This is a genomic window from Streptomyces sp. NPDC088810 (genome assembly GCF_044750305.1).
GTDB lineage: Bacteria > Actinomycetota > Actinomycetes > Streptomycetales > Streptomycetaceae > Streptomyces.
On sequence record NZ_JBIVJQ010000004.1, the window covers coordinates 468247 to 485716 of the forward strand.

14 protein-coding genes are annotated in these 17470 nt (G+C 69.1%); 3 read left to right on the plus strand and 11 right to left on the minus strand.

Translation table 11 applies throughout. The features are described from left to right. Positions 1 to 331 precede the first annotated feature (331 nt). The 4 genes from ACIP4Y_RS16770 to ACIP4Y_RS16785 form a co-directional block, all read right to left on the minus strand. Positions 332 to 529 carry a hypothetical protein gene (locus ACIP4Y_RS16770; protein WP_401393488.1) on the minus strand — a complete coding sequence of 66 codons (198 nt, stop codon included), beginning with the start codon at positions 527 to 529 and terminating at the stop codon, positions 332 to 334. A gap of 34 nt (positions 530 to 563) precedes the next feature. Next, complete coding sequence (locus tag ACIP4Y_RS16775) at positions 564 to 998, minus strand: hypothetical protein (protein ID WP_401393491.1); 435 nt, start codon at positions 996 to 998, stop codon at positions 564 to 566. Positions 999 to 1153: 155 nt separating this feature from the next. Beyond that, on the minus strand, positions 1154 to 1345 hold the full coding sequence (locus ACIP4Y_RS16780; RefSeq protein ID WP_401393494.1) for a DUF397 domain-containing protein: 192 nt from the start codon (positions 1343 to 1345) through the stop codon (positions 1154 to 1156). Continuing rightward, positions 1342 to 2187, minus strand: a complete 846-nt coding sequence (locus ACIP4Y_RS16785; protein ID WP_401393497.1) for a helix-turn-helix domain-containing protein — start codon at positions 2185 to 2187, stop codon at positions 1342 to 1344. The genes ACIP4Y_RS16780 and ACIP4Y_RS16785 overlap by 4 nt, the downstream gene beginning before the upstream one ends. Before the next feature lie 138 nt (positions 2188 to 2325). Between ACIP4Y_RS16785 and ACIP4Y_RS16790 the strand changes: the two genes are divergently transcribed. The 3 genes from ACIP4Y_RS16790 (at position 2326) to ACIP4Y_RS16800 (ending at position 4524) form a co-directional block, all read left to right on the plus strand. Beyond that, positions 2326 to 2874: an ATP-binding protein gene (locus tag ACIP4Y_RS16790; RefSeq protein ID WP_401393500.1), complete on the plus strand. Its 549-nt coding sequence runs from the start codon at positions 2326 to 2328 to the stop codon at positions 2872 to 2874. A gap of 140 nt (positions 2875 to 3014) precedes the next feature. Then, positions 3015 to 3884, plus strand: coding sequence for a helix-turn-helix domain-containing protein (locus tag ACIP4Y_RS16795; RefSeq protein ID WP_401393503.1), 870 nt, complete (start codon positions 3015 to 3017; stop codon positions 3882 to 3884). Positions 3885 to 3933: 49 nt separating this feature from the next. Beyond that, positions 3934 to 4524 carry a Uma2 family endonuclease gene (locus ACIP4Y_RS16800; RefSeq protein ID WP_401393506.1) on the plus strand — a complete coding sequence of 197 codons (591 nt, stop codon included), beginning with the start codon at positions 3934 to 3936 and terminating at the stop codon, positions 4522 to 4524. On the opposite strand, the gene ACIP4Y_RS16805 is transcribed toward ACIP4Y_RS16800, so the two are convergent. The 7 genes from ACIP4Y_RS16805 to ACIP4Y_RS16835 all read right to left on the minus strand — a co-directional run bounded on the left by ACIP4Y_RS16805 (position 4515) and on the right by ACIP4Y_RS16835 (position 17460). Then, a complete protein-coding gene (locus ACIP4Y_RS16805; RefSeq protein WP_401393509.1) occupies positions 4515 to 7541 on the minus strand; it encodes a glycosyl hydrolase 115 family protein in 3027 nt (1008 codons plus the stop codon). The genes ACIP4Y_RS16800 and ACIP4Y_RS16805 overlap by 10 nt on opposite strands. A 137-nt stretch (positions 7542 to 7678) precedes the next feature. Then, positions 7679 to 8614, minus strand: a complete 936-nt coding sequence (locus ACIP4Y_RS16810) for a hypothetical protein (RefSeq protein WP_401393512.1) — start codon at positions 8612 to 8614, stop codon at positions 7679 to 7681. A 116-nt stretch (positions 8615 to 8730) separates the two neighbouring features. Beyond that, entirely contained in the window at positions 8731 to 9924 is a 1194-nt protein-coding gene (gene tuf / locus ACIP4Y_RS16815) for an elongation factor Tu (protein ID WP_014674366.1), read from the minus strand. A gap of 156 nt (positions 9925 to 10080) precedes the next feature. Next, positions 10081 to 12207: an elongation factor G gene (gene fusA, locus ACIP4Y_RS16820; RefSeq protein ID WP_401393515.1), complete on the minus strand. Its 2127-nt coding sequence runs from the start codon at positions 12205 to 12207 to the stop codon at positions 10081 to 10083. A gap of 39 nt (positions 12208 to 12246) precedes the next feature. Next, positions 12247 to 12717 carry a 30S ribosomal protein S7 gene (gene rpsG, locus ACIP4Y_RS16825; protein ID WP_003998848.1) on the minus strand — a complete coding sequence of 157 codons (471 nt, stop codon included), beginning with the start codon at positions 12715 to 12717 and terminating at the stop codon, positions 12247 to 12249. A 2-nt stretch (positions 12718 to 12719) separates the two neighbouring features. Continuing rightward, positions 12720 to 13091, minus strand: a complete 372-nt coding sequence (gene rpsL / locus ACIP4Y_RS16830; protein ID WP_003948652.1) for a 30S ribosomal protein S12 — start codon at positions 13089 to 13091, stop codon at positions 12720 to 12722. A gap of 469 nt (positions 13092 to 13560) precedes the next feature. Then, the gene (locus tag ACIP4Y_RS16835) at positions 13561 to 17460 is read right to left on the minus strand and encodes a DNA-directed RNA polymerase subunit beta' (RefSeq protein ID WP_401393518.1); all 3900 of its coding nucleotides are present in this window, start codon (positions 17458 to 17460) and stop codon (positions 13561 to 13563) included. Positions 17461 to 17470 lie beyond the last annotated feature (10 nt).

Genomic DNA, 17470 nt, shown 5'->3' on the forward strand with positions numbered 1-17470 from the left:
CGGGGGCGGAAGGCCCACCGGGTGCCTGGCCGGTGCCGCGCCCACGCTTCCCGGAAGATTCCCGTACGTCCGCCCCAGCGCTGCCTTACGGCAGTTAGGGCGACGAGTACTGTGGGACTCGCTTCCGGTCCTCCCGGCGGGAGGCGCGCAGCATCAACACTCGACCGAGCAACTCCGACAGTCTGCCATATGGGGCAGGCGCTCCGCCAATCGAGCCGAAGAGATTACCCCGAAGGTGACGTAGGTCAAACGGGGGTCTGCGCTCACGGCCAGTCCATGATCTTGACCTGGCCGCACCCGCGCTGCTCCGCCTCGTGCTCGGCGAAGGCCTTCAGACCGTCTCGTGGCTGGACCGGGGACAGGGCGCGGTAGCCACCACGGATTCGTGATCGAGTCCGCCGAACCCGGTCGACTCGAAGTCCTTGGCGGCGACGCCGTAGTACGCGTACAGCCCGTAGCCGGGCCTCTTCGCGCCGGTCACCAGGTAGCAGTTGGTCTGCGGGGGGTCCGGGTCCGCCGCATACTCCATGATCCCGGACGTGCCGCTCCCCGCCGGCGACGTGTCACGCAGCGCGATCGCAGGCCCCCTGCGCCCGCGCGAGCCGCTTCGCCGTGCCGGGCCTGCCGAGGCGGGCCGTGGACACCCGGGTGAGCGGCTCGCCGGCCTTCACCTGGCAGCCGTACTTCCCGGCCGCCTTCCGGGCGGTCTCGGTGGTCACCCGGCCGAGCCCGGTGACCGCGGTCCCGCCGGAGGCACCGTAGAGATCACCGTAGGCGACGAGCGCCTTGTCCTTCTGGTGCGCGCAGTCGAGCACGACCATGATCTGCCAGGTTCCGTCGTACCGGACGACGCCGGACCACCCGTTCCCGAGCGGTGCCGCCTGCGCCCGCACCCCGTGGTAGTCCGAGTCGTACCAGACCAGGCTGCCCGAGGGGGCGTCCTCGGTGCTCCAGCGCAGGGTGATCCGCACGGCGCGCCCACTCCCGGGGGACGTCATGACGGTGCACCCGGCCAGGGCTCCGGCGTCGCCCTTCTCGGCCTTCAGGTCCGAGGAGCCCAGCGCCGCGGCCAGCCCGTCCTGGGCCAGGGTGCCGTCGCAGGCCCTGCCCAGCGAGCGGCCGTCACGCCAGACGTTCGGAGGCCGGACACGGGCTAGGCGTTCCGGGAGGCGTACGTGACGAAGGCGGACCAGGTGGCGGGGGCGACGGCGAGCCGGGGACCCTCGGTGTTCTTGGAGTCGCGGATGTGGATGGTGGTGGGGGTGGGGGCGACTTCGAGGCAGTCGCCGGGTTCGCTGCTGTCGCTGTAGCTGCTCTTGAACCAGTGGAGTTCTGCGGTGCTCATAGTCTCCCCAGCGCTCGCTCGATGAAGGCTCGCGACTCCCCCGGAGTGAGAGCCTGCGCCCGGATCATGCCATAGCGGAGTTCAAGGATCCGGAGCTCCTTTGGGTTCGAGACCGGGCGGCCCTTGAACACGCCACTGGAACGTCCGATCGCCGTGCCGTCGGCGAACTTCAGCACCTGGATCAGGCCCGACGCTCCGGCGTTCTCCTCCCGGTCGGTCGGCATGACCTGGAGCACGACGTTCCTCAACTGCGCCACCCGCAAGAGGTGTTCGAGCTGTCGGCGCAGCACCATCTTCCCACCGTAGGGACGTTCGAGCGTCACCTGTTCCTGGACGAAGCTGAGCGTCGGTGCGGGCTCCCGCTCGAAGACAGCCTTTCGAGCCATGCGTGCCGCAGTTTCCCGTTCCACGACGTCTTCACTGAGCGCGGGCTGCCTCATCTCGAACAGCGCTCGCGCGTACTCCGGCGTCTGAAGCAGGCCGTGGATGTTGTGGGTGCCGTACAGCAGCATCTCCACCGCCCGCCCCTCCATCTCCGCCAGCTCCCGCACCTTCTTCGGATAGCGGGCCTTCTTCATGTCCTCCGTGAAGGCCCTCAGATGACCCTGCGCCTTCAGGAACGTGTCCGCCCTGTCCAGCAGCTCCGGCCGGGGAATCCGTGCCCCGCGCTCGATCTTGCGGATCATGTCCTCGCCGTACCCCATGGCCTCGCCCAGCTCCGGCACCGAGACCCCGGCCGCCTCCCGGCAGACCTTGAGCAGGCGCCCCACCGCCTGCACCACCGGCTCGATCTCGTCGCCGGGCTCGACATCCCAGCCGGCCTCGTCCACTCCCTCGCCCATGGCTCCTCCTCCGGCGCGCACTCGTACCCGTACAACGCCCGAGACAGCCGAGACAGCCGAGACAAAGCCGGGACAGTCACCGTACGTACAGGCGCAGTCACTCCCTTCACGGAAGCAGAATCCGCCACGCTCAGTGACATGAATCAAGAAATGGCTGCCCCTGAAATCCAACTCGGCGGCACCATCCCCCACTTCAGCGTCCGCCTGTCCCCCACGCCACGCGGCGCCCGTCTCGCCCGGCTGCTCACCGAGCAGCAACTCCGCACGTGGGAGTTGCCATTGGAGACGCCCACGCAGATCGTCGCCGAACTCGCCGCCAACGCCGCCACCCACGGCCGCGTACCCGGCCGCGACTTCCAGCTGCTGCTCTACGTCGTCGGCGGCACGCTCCGCATCGAGGTCACCGACACGCGCGGTGACCGGCTCCCCCGGCTCAGTCCCCCGGACGACGAGGGCGAATCAGGCCGCGGCCTGGTGCTCGTAGCGGCTCTCGCCGACCGCTGGGGCGTCACCGAGGGGCGGCACCCGCGCAAGACCGTCTGGGCGGAGATCGCCCTCCCCGCACCGGAACCCGACGCCCCCTGCTCCGGTGCCACGGGCGGCCTTTCCCCAAGGAACAGCCGGGTGAAAGAACCCCACCAAGCCCCACCCCTCCCGCCCACGGCGCCGACTCACCCGCGAGGGTGAATGCGCCCAACTCGGCTGGATTTCGGACGGCTTGCCTGCCTTACGCTCGGCGCAACACCGCCGCAGACATGCGACGGCCCTCGCCGGGAGTAGCGATCCCATGCGAGGGCCTGACCACCGAGGAAGGCTTCATCTTCCTGATGGACGTTGAAAACCCTAGCGCGCACCCGTACGCCCAGTCCCGTGTTACCGCCGACAACCACCCGAACCGGGCCCGTCACAGCGGCGGGCTCATCCACGACCACACCCGCCACACCACCCGGTTCACGGTGATCGGCAACCACCTCGCCCAGCACCCGGACCTCTCCCTGCTCGCGATCGGCCTGGCCTGCCACATCCAGTCGCTGCCGCCCGGCGCCCGCGTCGACATCAAGACCCTCGCCGCCCGCTTCCCCGAGGGCGCGACCCGTATCGCCGCCGCCCTGCGCGAGCTGGAGGCCCACGGCTACCTGCGCCGCGAGCGCACCCGCGTCCCCGGCGGCCGGATCGTCACCCGCACGATCTCCTGCAACCAGCCGGGTAGGCGGCGTGAGGCGTCCGAGGCCCCGCGCACCCGCCGCGCGGCCACAGCAGGACAGCAGAAACCCGCCCGTCGCGCCGCCCTCCCCGCCGTACCCAAGCCCGCGTACCCCTCCCCCGGCCTTCTGCGCGCGGCCACCGACGTACTCGCCGGCCTGCGCCGCACGGACCCTCGCCTGCTCCTGTCCGCCACCGACGCCGAGCACCTCGCGCCCGGTGTCGCGGCCTGGCTGGAGCGGGACCTCACCCCCACCGCCGTACGCCACGCCCTGACCACGGGCCTGCCGGAGGAACCCCTGATCCGCCCGGCCGCGGTCCTGGCCCACCGCCTGACGGCCGGGCTCCCGCCCCTGCCCCCGTACCGCGCACCCGAGCCGCCCCCGGCCGTCCGGGTTCCCTTCCAGACCTGCGACGGCTGCGAGCGCGCCTTCCGCGGGCCGCGCCCCGGCCACTGCCGCGACTGCCGAACCGCCCTCCAGGAGGCCGCCTAGCATGAAAGCGACGATCCTTGCCCCTGGGCACAGACGAGGAGCGAGCGCCATGACCATCGCACCGGGCAACGCGCGGCAGGGCGCTTCCCACCGCTACCGGGCCATGCGGGATTTCGTTCAGTCCGCGGACGACACCCTGCCCGGCAAGTTCGAGATCACCCAGGAAGGGATCGTCCACGACATGATGTCGCCCGTCGGTCCGCATGAGTTGACCACTGTGCACCTGCGGAGGCGCCTGGAAAGGGTGATGCCGGAGGAGATCGTGGCGCACACGGGCGAGCCGGATGTCGAGGACGAGGCCCAGGGCCTCATGCGCCGACCCGACATCATGGTGATCACCATGGAGGACATGGACGTCCCGGGCTCCTTCGATCCCCGCACTCTCATCGCCGCCATCGAGATCGTCTCCCGCTCCAACCCGGACAACGACTGGGTGGGCAAGGTCCGCGACTACCCCCTGATGGGTGTCCCGGTCTACGCGGTCTTCGACCCCCGCACCGGCACCGGCGCCGTCTTCACGGACATCCACCCCACCCCGGACGGCCCCCGCTACGCCACCCGCAAGGACTTCGTCTACGGCGAGGACGTGACGATCGCCGACTGGACGATCTCGACGGAGGGGCTGCCGCTCTACGGGTGACCCACGCGGCGGCTCTCCAGCGGGCCCAGGTACAGCTGCGGCAGGCCCCCCGTGTCGATCAGCAGGCGTTGCAGGACCACCGTCGGGTCCACCATCCAGAACTTCAGCCGGTGGACGCCCGGCTCCGTCACGGTGTGCGTGGTCGCCGTCGCGTTGACGTTGTCCGAGGTGTGACGGGCCCAGACCGTGTTCAGGGCGCCGTCGTCCGCGCCCGCGGTGATGTCCACCGTGCGGATCGGGCCGTCGTCCAGCGAGATGCCGTAGCGCAGGCCCGGGACGCCGGGGAGGGCCGGGTTGCGGGGGGACAGGTGGGCCCACACGGTCACCTCGGTGGCAGCGGACAGCAGCGTCACCTCGTATTCCAGGCGGGGTGAGTCGCCACCCGGGGTCCGGCTGGGGGCCGTCACCGGCCAGGGGGTCAGGCCCGCCCCGGTCCGGCCGATGCCGTCGATGCGGCGCCACCGGCCGACGGCGCGGTGGTAGTGCCCGGCGTCGATGGCCACGTAGCCGCCGGCCTCCACGAAGCCCCGCACCGGCCCGCCCGAGGGGCGTGCCGCCACGCAGCGGACCGGGACCGACGCGCCCGCGCCGTGCACCGTCAGGGTCGCCTCCGCGCGTCCGGCCGGAGCCCGGGACCAGTCCACCTCCACCTCCAGGCGGACCTGCTGGTCCACCCGGCCCCGGGGACGGTCCACCCGCAGCCACGGCGCCGAGAGCGACACCTCGTAGGGGAAGGGCGTACGGCCCCGGTTGAAGATCTCCACGTACTGCCGGGGGCGGGTCTGGTACGGGCTGAACGGCGGCAGGGACGCGGCTGAGGAGGAGCCCCCCGGCCACCACTCCCCCGCGTCCTCCGCCCCGTCCACGGACACGCCCAGCTCCGCACCGGAGGGCACCTCGATGCGCCGCACCGCCGGGAACAGCACGTCCGGCAGGGCCACGTTGTCCTTCTCGGGCTGCTGCCAGCCCGCGTTAGGCCCGTAGCGGTCGACGTCCCCGTAATCGATGTGCGGCTGGGTCTGGAAGCCCTGCCATTTGCCGCCCGCCACGCGGGAGCCGAAGCGGTCGGCCAGGGCGAAGTCCCGGCCGAGGGCCGCTTCCGCCTGTGCCGCGCGGTCGTTCGTCGCGGCCCGGCCCTGCGCCGCGTACAGCAGGTTCGTGAACTCCGCCGCCCGCAGCGCGTAAAGGTTCGCGGTCGCCGTGACCGCGTAGCCGGCCAGTTCGAACCACGCGTCCTTCAGGTGCGGCGGGAGTCTGCGTTCGACGCGTTCCGCGCGGCGGCCCAGCTCCCGCCACTCCTCGGTGACCCGTTCCAGTTCCCGGTGCGCGAAGTAGTACGGGGTCTGCTGGTCGTCGTAGACCACGCGGTCGCCGGAGAGGGTGATCCGGCGGTTCAGCAGCTCCGGTTTGCGGCGGGCCTGGAGCCGGCCGTAGGCGGCCAGCAGCGAGGCGATCTCCTCGGCCTGCGCGGCGCCGAAGTTCTGCCGGGCGTAGCGCTCCTCCCAGGCGCCGAGGCGTTCGAGGGGCCAGGCGTCGGGGTTCCAGGCGTAGCCGAGGAAGAACTCGGTGGGCAGTTCGTTGCCCTTCAGGTCGCCGACGTTGGCCACCCACAGGCCGTGGTTGCCGTAGGCGTGCGCCTGGTGGAGCTGGTCCCAGACGTTCCTGAGGTTGGCGGTGTCCACCCACTTGTAGTTGCGGCCGGCGCCGACGTAGTCGAAGTGGTAGTAGAGGCCGTAGCCGCCGGGGCGCGGGCCGTCCGGGTGTCTGCGGATGTTGCCCCAGTTGTCGTCCGTGAGGACCACGGTGACGTCGTCCGGTGCGCGCAGCCCGCGGTCCCAGTAGCGCTGCACCTCCTTGTAGAGGGTCCAGACCTGGGGGGTCTCGGCAGCCGGCCTGCCGGTCACCTCCGCGATGATGCGGCGCTGGTCGGCGATGATCTGCTGCATCAGTTCGATGCCGTCGCCGTCGGGGAGGCTGGTGTCGCCGTTGCCGCGCATGCCGAGGGTCACCACGCCCTCGAAGCCCTGGTCGACCATGCGCTGGATACCGGCGCGCCAGTACGCGCGGATCGCCTCCGCGTTGCGGCGGTACGACCATTCGCCCGTTCCCCCGTAGGGGTCGGTCCCGGAGCCGGCGTGCCGGTTCCACTCCTCGATACCCCGCATCATCGGCGCCTCGTGAGACGTGCCCATGACGACGCCGTACTGGGCGGCGCGCCGGTGGTTCTCCGGGTCGTCCTCCGCGAACGCCCGGCCCCACACCGCCGGCCAGAGGTAGTTGCCCTTCAGGCGCAGCAGGACCTCGAAGACCTTGGCGTAGAAGTCCGCCGTGAAGCCGCCGGGGTGGCCCGGGGCCTTCCCAGGGCCGAAGTAGGCCGGCGCCCAGGTGCCGAGCGCGGGATTCTCGTCGTTGACGAAAATGCCCCGGTACTTCACCGCCGGGCTCCCCTGGGTGAAGCGGCCGGGCCGCACCCACACCTGCTCGCGCCGCGCCGGCGGCACGTCGTCCCACCAGTGCCAGGGCGAGACCCCGATGCCGTACGAGACGTCGTACGCCCCGAAGATCGTGCCCCGCGGGTCGCTGCCCGCGATGACGAACGCCCGCTCCACACCGGGCATCGGCCGGTCCACGACCGTCTGCAGCGAGGCCTCCCACCTGCCCCGCACGCCGGTCACGTCCAGCTTCCCGGACCGGATCAGCCCGTCGATCAGCGGGCTGCGCCCGATGGTGCCGAGAAGCACCGGAAAGCGGCCGACCGTGCTGCCCGGACGGACGCCCGTCACCCGTTCGAGGTCGTCCCGGAGATCCCCGGCGACCCGTACGACTCCGGGATGATCCTCCGGGCTCACCACCACGGGCGCGCCCACCAGGGAGAACGCCCCACCCGAGAAGGAGATGTACGCCCCCGGGTCCGTCACCGCCGGGCCGCCCTCTGCGCCGGCCCACGCGACCCCCGAGGCCAGCACCGGCACAGCGGCGAGCCCCGCGCCCAGCACAGCCCTGCGCGCCACAGACATACGTCCCCTCCCACTCCCGGGGTCACTTCCCTCCGCCCCCCGAGCCATTTGCTCAGCGGCATGACAAATAGTGGAGGGAGGCCGCGGCGAGGGGAACGGGTCGTAGGCGCCGAATAGTTTCGAAGGGCCGCGAGTGCTCAGGGGCCGTCCGGCACCAGGTTGTCCGCGCTCAGGACGTTGCCGTCCGGCGGGAGCCCGAGTGACGTGCGCAGGACTCCGACGCCCGGGTCACGGACGGACACCGTCAGGGTGTAGGACGGCTGGCCGGTGATGGTGCGCGAGGAGTCGGTGGGCGGCGCGAGGTGCCCGCCCACGGCCGCCGCGTCGTATCCGGGGCACATCGCCTCAGGCGGCAGGGACAGCTCGGCGCCGCCGCCGTCGGTGAGGTCGATGCGTGTCTTGCCGGCGTCGCCGGGCTGTACGGGCGCGTCCCAGGTGACGGGCACCCCGTGGGCGCCGCCGACCAGTCCGTCCGGGCCCTCGATCTCGACCGCCGCACCCTCGCCGCCCAGGGTCCGCGACAGCTGCAGCGAACCCTTCGGGCCCGGAGCGAAGAGCAGGCCGACGGTGAGGCGGCCAGGGGCGCGGCGGGATAACTTCACGTACCCGTAGGACCGGAGGACGAGCTGCGGGCCGGGCGGCGGATCCGCGGACTTCGGGGCCGGTGCGGAGGCGGCCGCCGGCAGCGGGAAGTGGTGGTGGCCCCTGGCCCCGCAGTGGTCGCCGTCGGAGACACCGCCGCCCGGCAGGGCGACGGCCCGGGCCGGGCCCGGCTCGTCCGCCCCGCCCCACGAGAGCAGGCCCTGCTCCCAGGCGCCGTAGACGACCACGGCCGCCGCGGCCAGCCAGGGCACGACCGCCTGCAGCCCCGCGCGTACCGAGAAGCGGGCGGGACGCCGGAGCCCGCGGCGCAGTCCGGCCAGGAGCCGGCGGAACCGCGTCCTGGCGCGGGCGGACGGCTCCCTGGGGGCGCCGGCACCGCCGCCCTCGACGGCGTCGCGCAGGAACGCCGCCCACTGCTCGTCGGACAGGGGAAGGCGGTCGGGCCCTTCGGCGGGCGGCACGGTACTCACGCGGAGAACCGTATGCGCTCCCGGCCGACAGGCCTCGGGAAAGCAGAAGAGGCCCGTACGACCGAAGTCGTACGGGCCTCCCCTAGGTCAGCCAGTGACCCTCAAGCAAGCGGAACTTACTTGACGATCTTGGTGACCTGGCCGGCGCCCACGGTGCGGCCACCCTCACGGATGGCGAACTTCAGGCCCTCTTCCATGGCGACGGGCTGGATGAGCTCCACCTTCATCTCGGTGTTGTCACCCGGCATGACCATCTCGGTGCCCTCGGGGAGGGTCACCACGCCGGTCACGTCCGTCGTACGGAAGTAGAACTGCGGACGGTAGTTGTTGAAGAACGGCGTGTGGCGGCCACCCTCGTCCTTGGACAGGATGTAGGCCTGCGCCTCGAACTCGGTGTGCGGGGTGACCGAGCCCGGCTTGATGATGACCTGGCCGCGCTCGACGTCCTCGCGCTTGATGCCACGGAGGAGCAGACCGACGTTCTCACCGGCCTGGCCCTCGTCGAGCAGCTTGCGGAACATCTCGATGCCGGTGACCGTGGTGGTGGTCTTCTCGGTCTTGATGCCGATGATGTCGACGGTCTCGTTGACCTTGAGGACACCACGCTCGATACGGCCGGTGACGACCGTACCGCGACCGGTGATGGTGAAGACGTCCTCGATCGGCATGAGGAACGGCTTGTCGACGTCGCGCTCCGGCTGCGGGATCGACTCGTCGACGGCCTTCATCAGGTTGAGGACGGAGTCCACCCACTCCTGCTCGCCCTCGAGGGCCTTGAGCGCGGAGACCTTGACGACCGGAACGTCGTCGCCGGGGAACTCGTACTCGGAGAGGAGCTCACGGACCTCGAGCTCGACGAGCTCCAGGATCTCCTCGTCGTCCACCATGTCGGCCTTGTTCAGGGCGACGACGATGTACGGAACGCCGACCTGGCGGGCCAGGAGCACGTGCTCCTTGGTCTGCGGCATCGGGCCGTCGGTGGCGGCGACCACCAGGATCGCGCCGTCCATCTGCGCGGCACCGGTGATCATGTTCTTGATGTAGTCCGCGTGACCCGGGCAGTCGACGTGGGCGTAGTGACGCGCCTCGGTCTGGTACTCGACGTGCGCGATGGAGATGGTGATACCGCGCTGACGCTCCTCGGGCGCCTTGTCGATGTTGTCGAACGGGGTGGCCTCGTTCAGGTCCGGGTACGCGTCGTGCAGCACCTTGGTAATGGCGGCCGTGAGGGTCGTCTTACCGTGGTCGATGTGACCGATGGTGCCGATGTTGACGTGCGGCTTAGTCCGCTCGAACTTCGCCTTCGCCACTGGGGTCCTCCTGGGAGTGGTTCTGGTACGCCTTACTTCATCGGCGCCAGGTGATCTTTGCTGTAAAGGCCCGGAACCCGGGGCAGACGCTCACGATTGCGGACGTTTGCCCCTTGAGGCTCCGGAGTCAAGCCTACGGCGTGTGAACGCGGTGCGTTACTCGCCCTTGGCCTTCGCGATGATCTCCTCGGCGACGTTCCGCGGAACCTCGGCGTAGGAGTCGAACTGCATCGAGTAGCTTGCGCGACCCGACGTCTTGCTGCGGAGGTCGCCGACGTAGCCGAACATCTCCGACAGGGGCACGAGGCCCTTCACGACACGGGCACCGGCCCGCTCCTCCATGGCCTGGATCTGGCCACGGCGGGAGTTGATGTCGCCGATGACCTCACCCATGTAGTCCTCGGGCGTGGTGACCTCGACGGCCATCATCGGCTCGAGCAGCACGGGGCTGGCCTTGCGCGCGGCCTCCTTGAAGGCCTGCGAACCGGCGATCTTGAAGGCGAGCTCGGAGGAGTCGACCTCGTGGTAGGCGCCGTCGTGGAGGATGACACGGACACCGGTCATCTCGTAGCCGGCGAGGATGCCGAACTGCATGGCCTCCTGCGCACCGGCGTCCACCGAAGGGATGTACTCCTTCGGGATACGGCCACCGGTCACCTTGTTCACGAACTCGTACGAGACGTCGCCGCCCTCGAGGGGCTCGATGCCGATCTGCACCTTCGCGAACTGACCGGTACCACCGGTCTGCTTCTTGTGGGTGTAGTCGACGCGCTCGACGGCCTTGCGGATCGTCTCGCGGTAGGCCACCTGCGGCTTGCCGACGTTGGCCTCGACCTTGAACTCGCGCTTCATGCGGTCGACGAGGACCTCGAGGTGAAGCTCGCCCATACCGCCGATGACGGTCTGGCCGGTCTCCTCGTTGGTGTGCACCTGGAAGGAGGGGTCCTCCTCCGCGAGACGCTGGATGGCGACACCCAGCTTCTCCTGGTCACCCTTGGACTTGGGCTCGATCGCGACCTCGATGACCGGCGCCGGGAAGTCCATGGACTCCAGGATCACCGGGTTCTTCTCGTCGCAGAGCGTCTCACCGGTGGTGGTCTGCTTCAGGCCCATGACGGCGACGATGTCGCCGGCGCCCACCGAGTCGATCTCCTCACGCTTGTTGGCGTGCATGCGGTAGATCTTGCCGATGCGCTCCTTCTTGCCCTTGACGGAGTTCAGCACCGAGGTGCCGGACTCCAGGCGGCCCGAGTAGACCCGGACGAAGGTGAGCTTGCCCAGGTGCGGGTCGCTCATGATCTTGAACGCCAGCGCCGACAGCGGCTCGTCCTCGGACGGCTTGCGCTTGACGACCGTCTCGGCGTCCTTGACGTCGTGGCCCTCGATGGCCTCGATGTCGACCGGGGACGGCAGGTAGCGCACGACCGCGTCGAGCAGGGGCTGGACGCCCTTGTTCTTGAACGCGGTGCCGCAGAACACCGGGGTCACGGTGGTGCCGGTGCCCTTGCCGGACGCGATGGTGATACGACGGATCGCGGCGTACAGCTGCTCCTCGGAAGGCTCCTCGCCCTCGAGGTACAGCTCCATGATCTCTTCGTCGTTCTCGGCCACGGCCTCGATCAGCTTGCCGCGGTACTCCTCGGCAGCCTCGGTGTGCGTGGCCGGGATGTCGACGACGTCGTACATCTCGCCCTTGGTGGCCTCGGCGGACCAGACGAGCGCCTTCATGCGGACCAGGTCCACGACGCCCTGGAAGTCGGCCTCGGCACCGATCGGGAGCTGCATGACGATCGGCTGCGCGCCCAGGCGGTCCGAGATCATGTCCACGCAGCGGTGGAACTCGGCGCCCGTGCGGTCGAGCTTGTTGACGAAGCAGATACGCGGAACGCCGTAGCGGTCCGCCTGACGCCACACCGTCTCGGACTGCGGCTCGACACCGGCGACGCCGTCGAACACCGTCACGGCACCGTCGAGCACGCGCAGGGAGCGCTCCACCTCGACGGTGAAGTCGACGTGACCCGGGGTGTCGATGATGTTGATCGTGTGGTCGACGTCTTCCAGCGACCAGTGACAGGTGGTGGCAGCAGAGGTGATCGTGATGCCACGCTCCTGCTCCTGCTCCATCCAGTCCATGGTGGCAGCGCCGTCGTGGACCTCACCGATCTTGTAAGACACACCGGTGTAGAACAGGATCCGCTCGGTGGTGGTCGTCTTGCCCGCGTCGATGTGGGCCATGATGCCGATGTTGCGCACCTTGGCCAGGTCAAGTGAAGTGGTAGCCATAAGGCTTCAGTCTTCTCTCGGTCTCGATGTGGGTAGCGACTACCAGCGGTAGTGCGCGAAGGCCTTGTTGGACTCGGCCATCTTGTGGGTGTCCTCGCGCTTCTTCACGGCCGCACCGAGGCCGTTGGAGGCGTCGAGAAGCTCGTTGAGGAGACGCTCGGTCATGGTCTTCTCGCGACGGGCGCGGGAGTAACCGACCAGCCAGCGCAGCGCCAGGGTGTTGGCGCGGCCGGGCTTGACCTCGACCGGCACCTGGTAGGTGGCGCCACCGACACGGCGGGACTTGACCTCGAGGGTCGGCTTGATGTTCTCGAGAGCGCGCTTCAGCGTGATGACCGGGTCGTTGCCGGTCTTCTCGCGCAGGCCCTCCATGGCGCCGTAGACGATGCGCTCGGCGGTGGAGCGCTTGCCGTTCAGCAGCACCTTGTTGATCAGGGAGGTCACCAGAGGAGAGCCGTAGACCGGGTCGATGATGACCGGGCGCTTCGGGGCGGGGCCCTTACGAGGCATTCTTACTTCTCCTTCTTGGCGCCGTAACGGCTGCGAGCCTGCTTGCGGTTCTTGACACCCTGGGTGTCGAGCGAGCCGCGGATGATCTTGTAGCGAACACCCGGCAGGTCCTTCACACGGCCGCCGCGCACGAGCACGATGGAGTGCTCCTGCAGGTTGTGTCCCTCACCCGGAATGTAAGCAGTGACCTCGATGCCGCTGGTCAGACGCACACGCGCGACCTTGCGGAGGGCCGAGTTCGGCTTCTTCGGGGTGGTCGTGAACACACGCGTGCAGACGCCACGACGCTGAGGGGAACCCTCGAGTGCGGGCGTCTTGTTCTTCTCGACCTTGTCCTGCCGGCCCTTACGGACCAGCTGCTGGATCGTAGGCACTACTTCTCCGGTTTCTGTGTGCCGATCGGGTACAGCTAACCTGGAACGTCGCCGACCCACGCGGTCGGGTGTGTCGAATCCGCCAGACTCCCGCCGCAAGGCGAAAAGGGCGCGAATTACGGTGGCCGCTCGCGGCTCGCCATGCGGTTAACAGGCACGCACAGGAGCCAGGGCACACCCCAGGCACAAGGTCTGAGCGTACCTACCTCATTGGCTGCGGTCAAAACAAATGGGGTGCACCTGATCACACCCGGCGCGCCGACGCGGTAAGGGCCGGGGCGCAGCACGGCCGCCAGGGCCCGTCAGGCTCCCGCCCGCGCCCGCGGGGGGCCGGCGTCGGTCTCCGCCGCCCGGGTCACCGCCACAGCCGTCCTGCGGCGGCGTGGACCCCCTCACGGGCGTCGGCACACCGGACAACGCCGAAGGGCGGCCACCCCGTGGGGTGGCCGCCCTTCAGTGGACGTGCGCCTTACTGGTTGTACGGACCGTAGTCGTAGTCCTCCAGCGGAACGGCCTGGCCGGAGCCCGTGCCGAACGGCGAGTAGTCGATGTCGTCGTAGCCGACGGCCGAGTACATCGCGGCCTTGGCCTCCTCGGTCGGCTCGACCCGGATGTTGCGGTAGCGGGACAGACCCGTACCGGCCGGGATGAGCTTACCGATGATGACGTTCTCCTTGAGGCCGATGAGGCTGTCGGACTTGGCGTTGATCGCCGCGTCCGTCAGGACTCGGGTCGTCTCCTGGAAGGAGGCGGCCGACAGCCAGGATTCCGTCGCCAGCGAGGCCTTGGTGATACCCATCAGCTGCGGACGACCGGAGGCCGGGTGACCGCCCTCCTGGACCACACGACGGTTCTCCTGCTCGAAGCGGGAGCGCTCGACCAGCTCGCCGGGCAGCAGCTCGGCGTCGCCGGACTCGATGATCGTCACGCGGCGCAGCATCTGCCGGATGATGATCTCGATGTGCTTGTCGTGGATCGACACACCCTGCGAGTTGTAGACCTTCTGGACCTCGCCGACCAGGTGGACCTGGACGGCACGCTGGCCCAGGATGCGCAGCACGTCGTGCGGGTTGGTGGCACCCACGGTGAGCTGCTGGCCCACCTCGACGTGGTCGCCCTCGCGGACCAGGACCTTGGCACGCTTCGAGATCGGGTACGCCGTCTCGTCGCTGCCGTCGTCCGGGGTGACGACGATCTTCTTGGTCTTCTCGGTCTCCTCGATCCGCACGCGGCCGGAGGCCTCGGAGATCGGGGCGACACCCTTCGGGGTACGGGCCTCGAAGAGCTCGACGACACGGGGCAGACCCTGGGTGATGTCGTCACCGGCCACACCACCGGTGTGGAAGGTACGCATCGTCAGCTGGGTACCGGGCTCACCGATGGACTGGGCGGCGATGATGCCGACCGCCTCACCAATGTCCACCAGCTTGCCGGTGGCCAGCGAACGGCCGTAGCACATCGCGCAGGTACCGACGGCGGACTCGCAGGTCAGGACCGAGCGGGTCTTGACCTCCTCGACGCCACGGCCCACGAGCTCCTCGATGAGGACGTCGCCCAGGTCGGTGCCGGCCGGGGCCAGCACCTGGCCGTCGACCACGATGTCTTCGGCGAGGCAGCGCGCGTACACGGACGTCTCGACGTTGTCCGTCTTGCGCAGCACCCCGTCGGCACCGCGGTCGGCGATCCGCAGCTTGAGGCCGCGCTCGGTACCGCAGTCCTCCTCGCGGATGATGACGTCCTGCGAGACGTCCACCAGACGACGGGTCAGGTAACCCGAGTCGGCGGTACGCAGGGCGGTGTCCGCCAGACCCTTACGGGCACCGTGCGTGGAGATGAAGTACTCCAGCACCGACAGACCCTCACGGAACGAGGCCTTGATCGGACGCGGGATGGTCTCGTTCTTCGCGTTCGACACCAGACCACGCATACCGGCGATCTGCCGCATCTGCATCATGTTTCCTCGGGCACCCGAGTCAACCATCATGAAGATGGGGTTGGTCTTGGGGAAGTTCTCGTTCATCGCCTCGGCGACCTCGTTGGTCGCCTTGGTCCAGATCGCGATGAGCTCCTGAGTGCGCTCTTCCTTGGTGATCAGACCGCGCTCGTACTGCTTCTGGACCTTCTCGTCCTGCGCCTCGTAACCGCGGACGATCTCCTTCTTCGCCTCGGGAACGACGACGTCGGAGATGGCCACGGTGACACCGGAACGGGTCGCCCAGTAGAAGCCGGCCGCCTTCAGGTTGTCGAGCGTCGCCGCCACGATGACCTTGGGGTAGCGCTCGGCCAGGTCGTTGACGATCTCGGAGAGCTGCTTCTTGCCCACCGAGTAGTCGACGAACGGGTAGTCCTCGGGCAGCAGCTCGTTGAAGAGCGCGCGGCCCAGGGTGGTGCGCAGGCGGAACGAGTCACCCTGCTGCCACTCCGGCTCGCCCTCCTCGCGCGTCGGCGGCGTCCAGCCGCGCGGCGGGATGGTGCCCACCGGGAAGCGGATGTCGATCGGCGACTGGAGCGCGAGCTCGCCGGCGTCGAACGCCATGATCGCCTCGGCCGTGGAGCCGAACGCGCGGCCCTCGCCCTTGGTGTCACGCAGCTCGCCGTCGGTGGTGAGGAAGAACAGACCGAGGACCATGTCCTGGGTCGGCATCGTCACCGGACGGCCGTCGGCCGGCTTGAGGATGTTGTTCGAGGACAGCATCAGGATGCGGGCCTCGGCCTGCGCCTCCGCGGACAGCGGCAGGTGCACGGCCATCTGGTCACCGTCGAAGTCCGCGTTGAACGCGGTGCAGACGAGCGGGTGGATCTGGATGGCCTTGCCCTCGACCAGCTGCGGCTCGAAGGCCTGGATGCCGAGGCGGTGCAGGGTGGGCGCACGGTTCAGCAGCACCGGGTGCTCGGCGATGACCTCTTCGAGGACGTCGTACACGACGGTGCGGCCGCGCTCCACCATGCGCTTGGCGCTCTTGATGTTCTGCGCGTGGTTCAGGTCGACCAGACGCTTCATCACGAACGGCTTGAACAGCTCCAGCGCCATGGCCTTGGGCAGACCGCACTGGTGCAGCTTCAGCTGCGGGCCGACGACGATGACGGAACGCGCCGAGTAGTCGACTCGCTTACCGAGCAGGTTCTGCCGGAAGCGACCCTGCTTGCCCTTCAGCATGTCCGACAGCGACTTCAGCGGACGGTTGCCGGGGCCCGTGACCGGGCGGCCACGACGGCCGTTGTCGAAGAGCGCGTCGACGGCCTCCTGGAGCATGCGCTTCTCGTTGTTCACGATGATCTCGGGCGCACCGAGGTCGAGAAGGCGCTTCAGGCGGTTGTTGCGGTTGATGACACGGCGGTACAGGTCGTTCAGGTCGGAGGTCGCGAAGCGGCCACCGTCCAGCTGCACCATCGGACGCAGGTCCGGCGGGATGACCGGGACGCAGTCCAGGACCATGCCCTTGGGGCTGTTGGAGGTCTGCAGGAACGCGGAGACGACCTTCAGCCGCTTGAGGGCACGGGTCTTCTTCTGGCCCTTGCCGGTGCGGATGATCTCGCGGAGACGCTCGGCCTCCTCCTCGAGGTCGAAGGACTCCAGGCGCTTCTGCAGCGCCGCGGCACCCATCGAGCCGTCGAAGTACGTGCCAAAACGGTCACGCAGCTCGCGGTAGAGCAGCTCGTCGCCCTCCAGGTCCTGGACCTTGAGGTTCTTGAACCGGTTCCACACCTCGTCGAGGCGGTCGATCTCGCGCTGCGCGCGGTCGCGCAGCTGCTTCATCTCGCGCTCGGCACCCTCGCGCACCTTGCGGCGCACGTCGGCCTTGGCGCCCTCGGCCTCCAGCTCGGCCAGGTCGGCCTCGAGCTTCTTGGCGCGGGCCTCCAGGTCGGCGTCCCGGCGGTTCTCGATCTGCTGGCGCTCGACGGAGACGTGCGCCTCCAGGGAGGGCAGGTCGCGGGTACGGCGCTCCTCGTCGACGTACGTGATCATGTACGCCGCGAAGTAGATGACCTTCTCGAGGTCCTTGGGCGCCAGGTCCAGCAGGTAGCCGAGGCGCGAAGGAACACCCTTGAAGTACCAGATGTGCGTGACGGGCGCCGCCAGCTCGATGTGGCCCATCCGCTCACGGCGCACCTTGGCGCGCGTGACCTCGACACCGCAGCGCTCGCAGATGATGCCCTTGAAGCGGACGCGCTTGTACTTGCCGCAGTAGCACTCCCAGTCCCGGGTCGGACCGAAGATCTTCTCGCAGAAGAGTCCGTCCTTTTCGGGCTTCAGGGTGCGGTAGTTGATGGTCTCGGGCTTCTTGACCTCGCCGTGGCTCCACTGACGGATGTCGTCAGCGGTGGCCAGGCCGATCCGGAGCTCGTCGAAGAAGTTGACGTCGAGCACTATGCGTCAA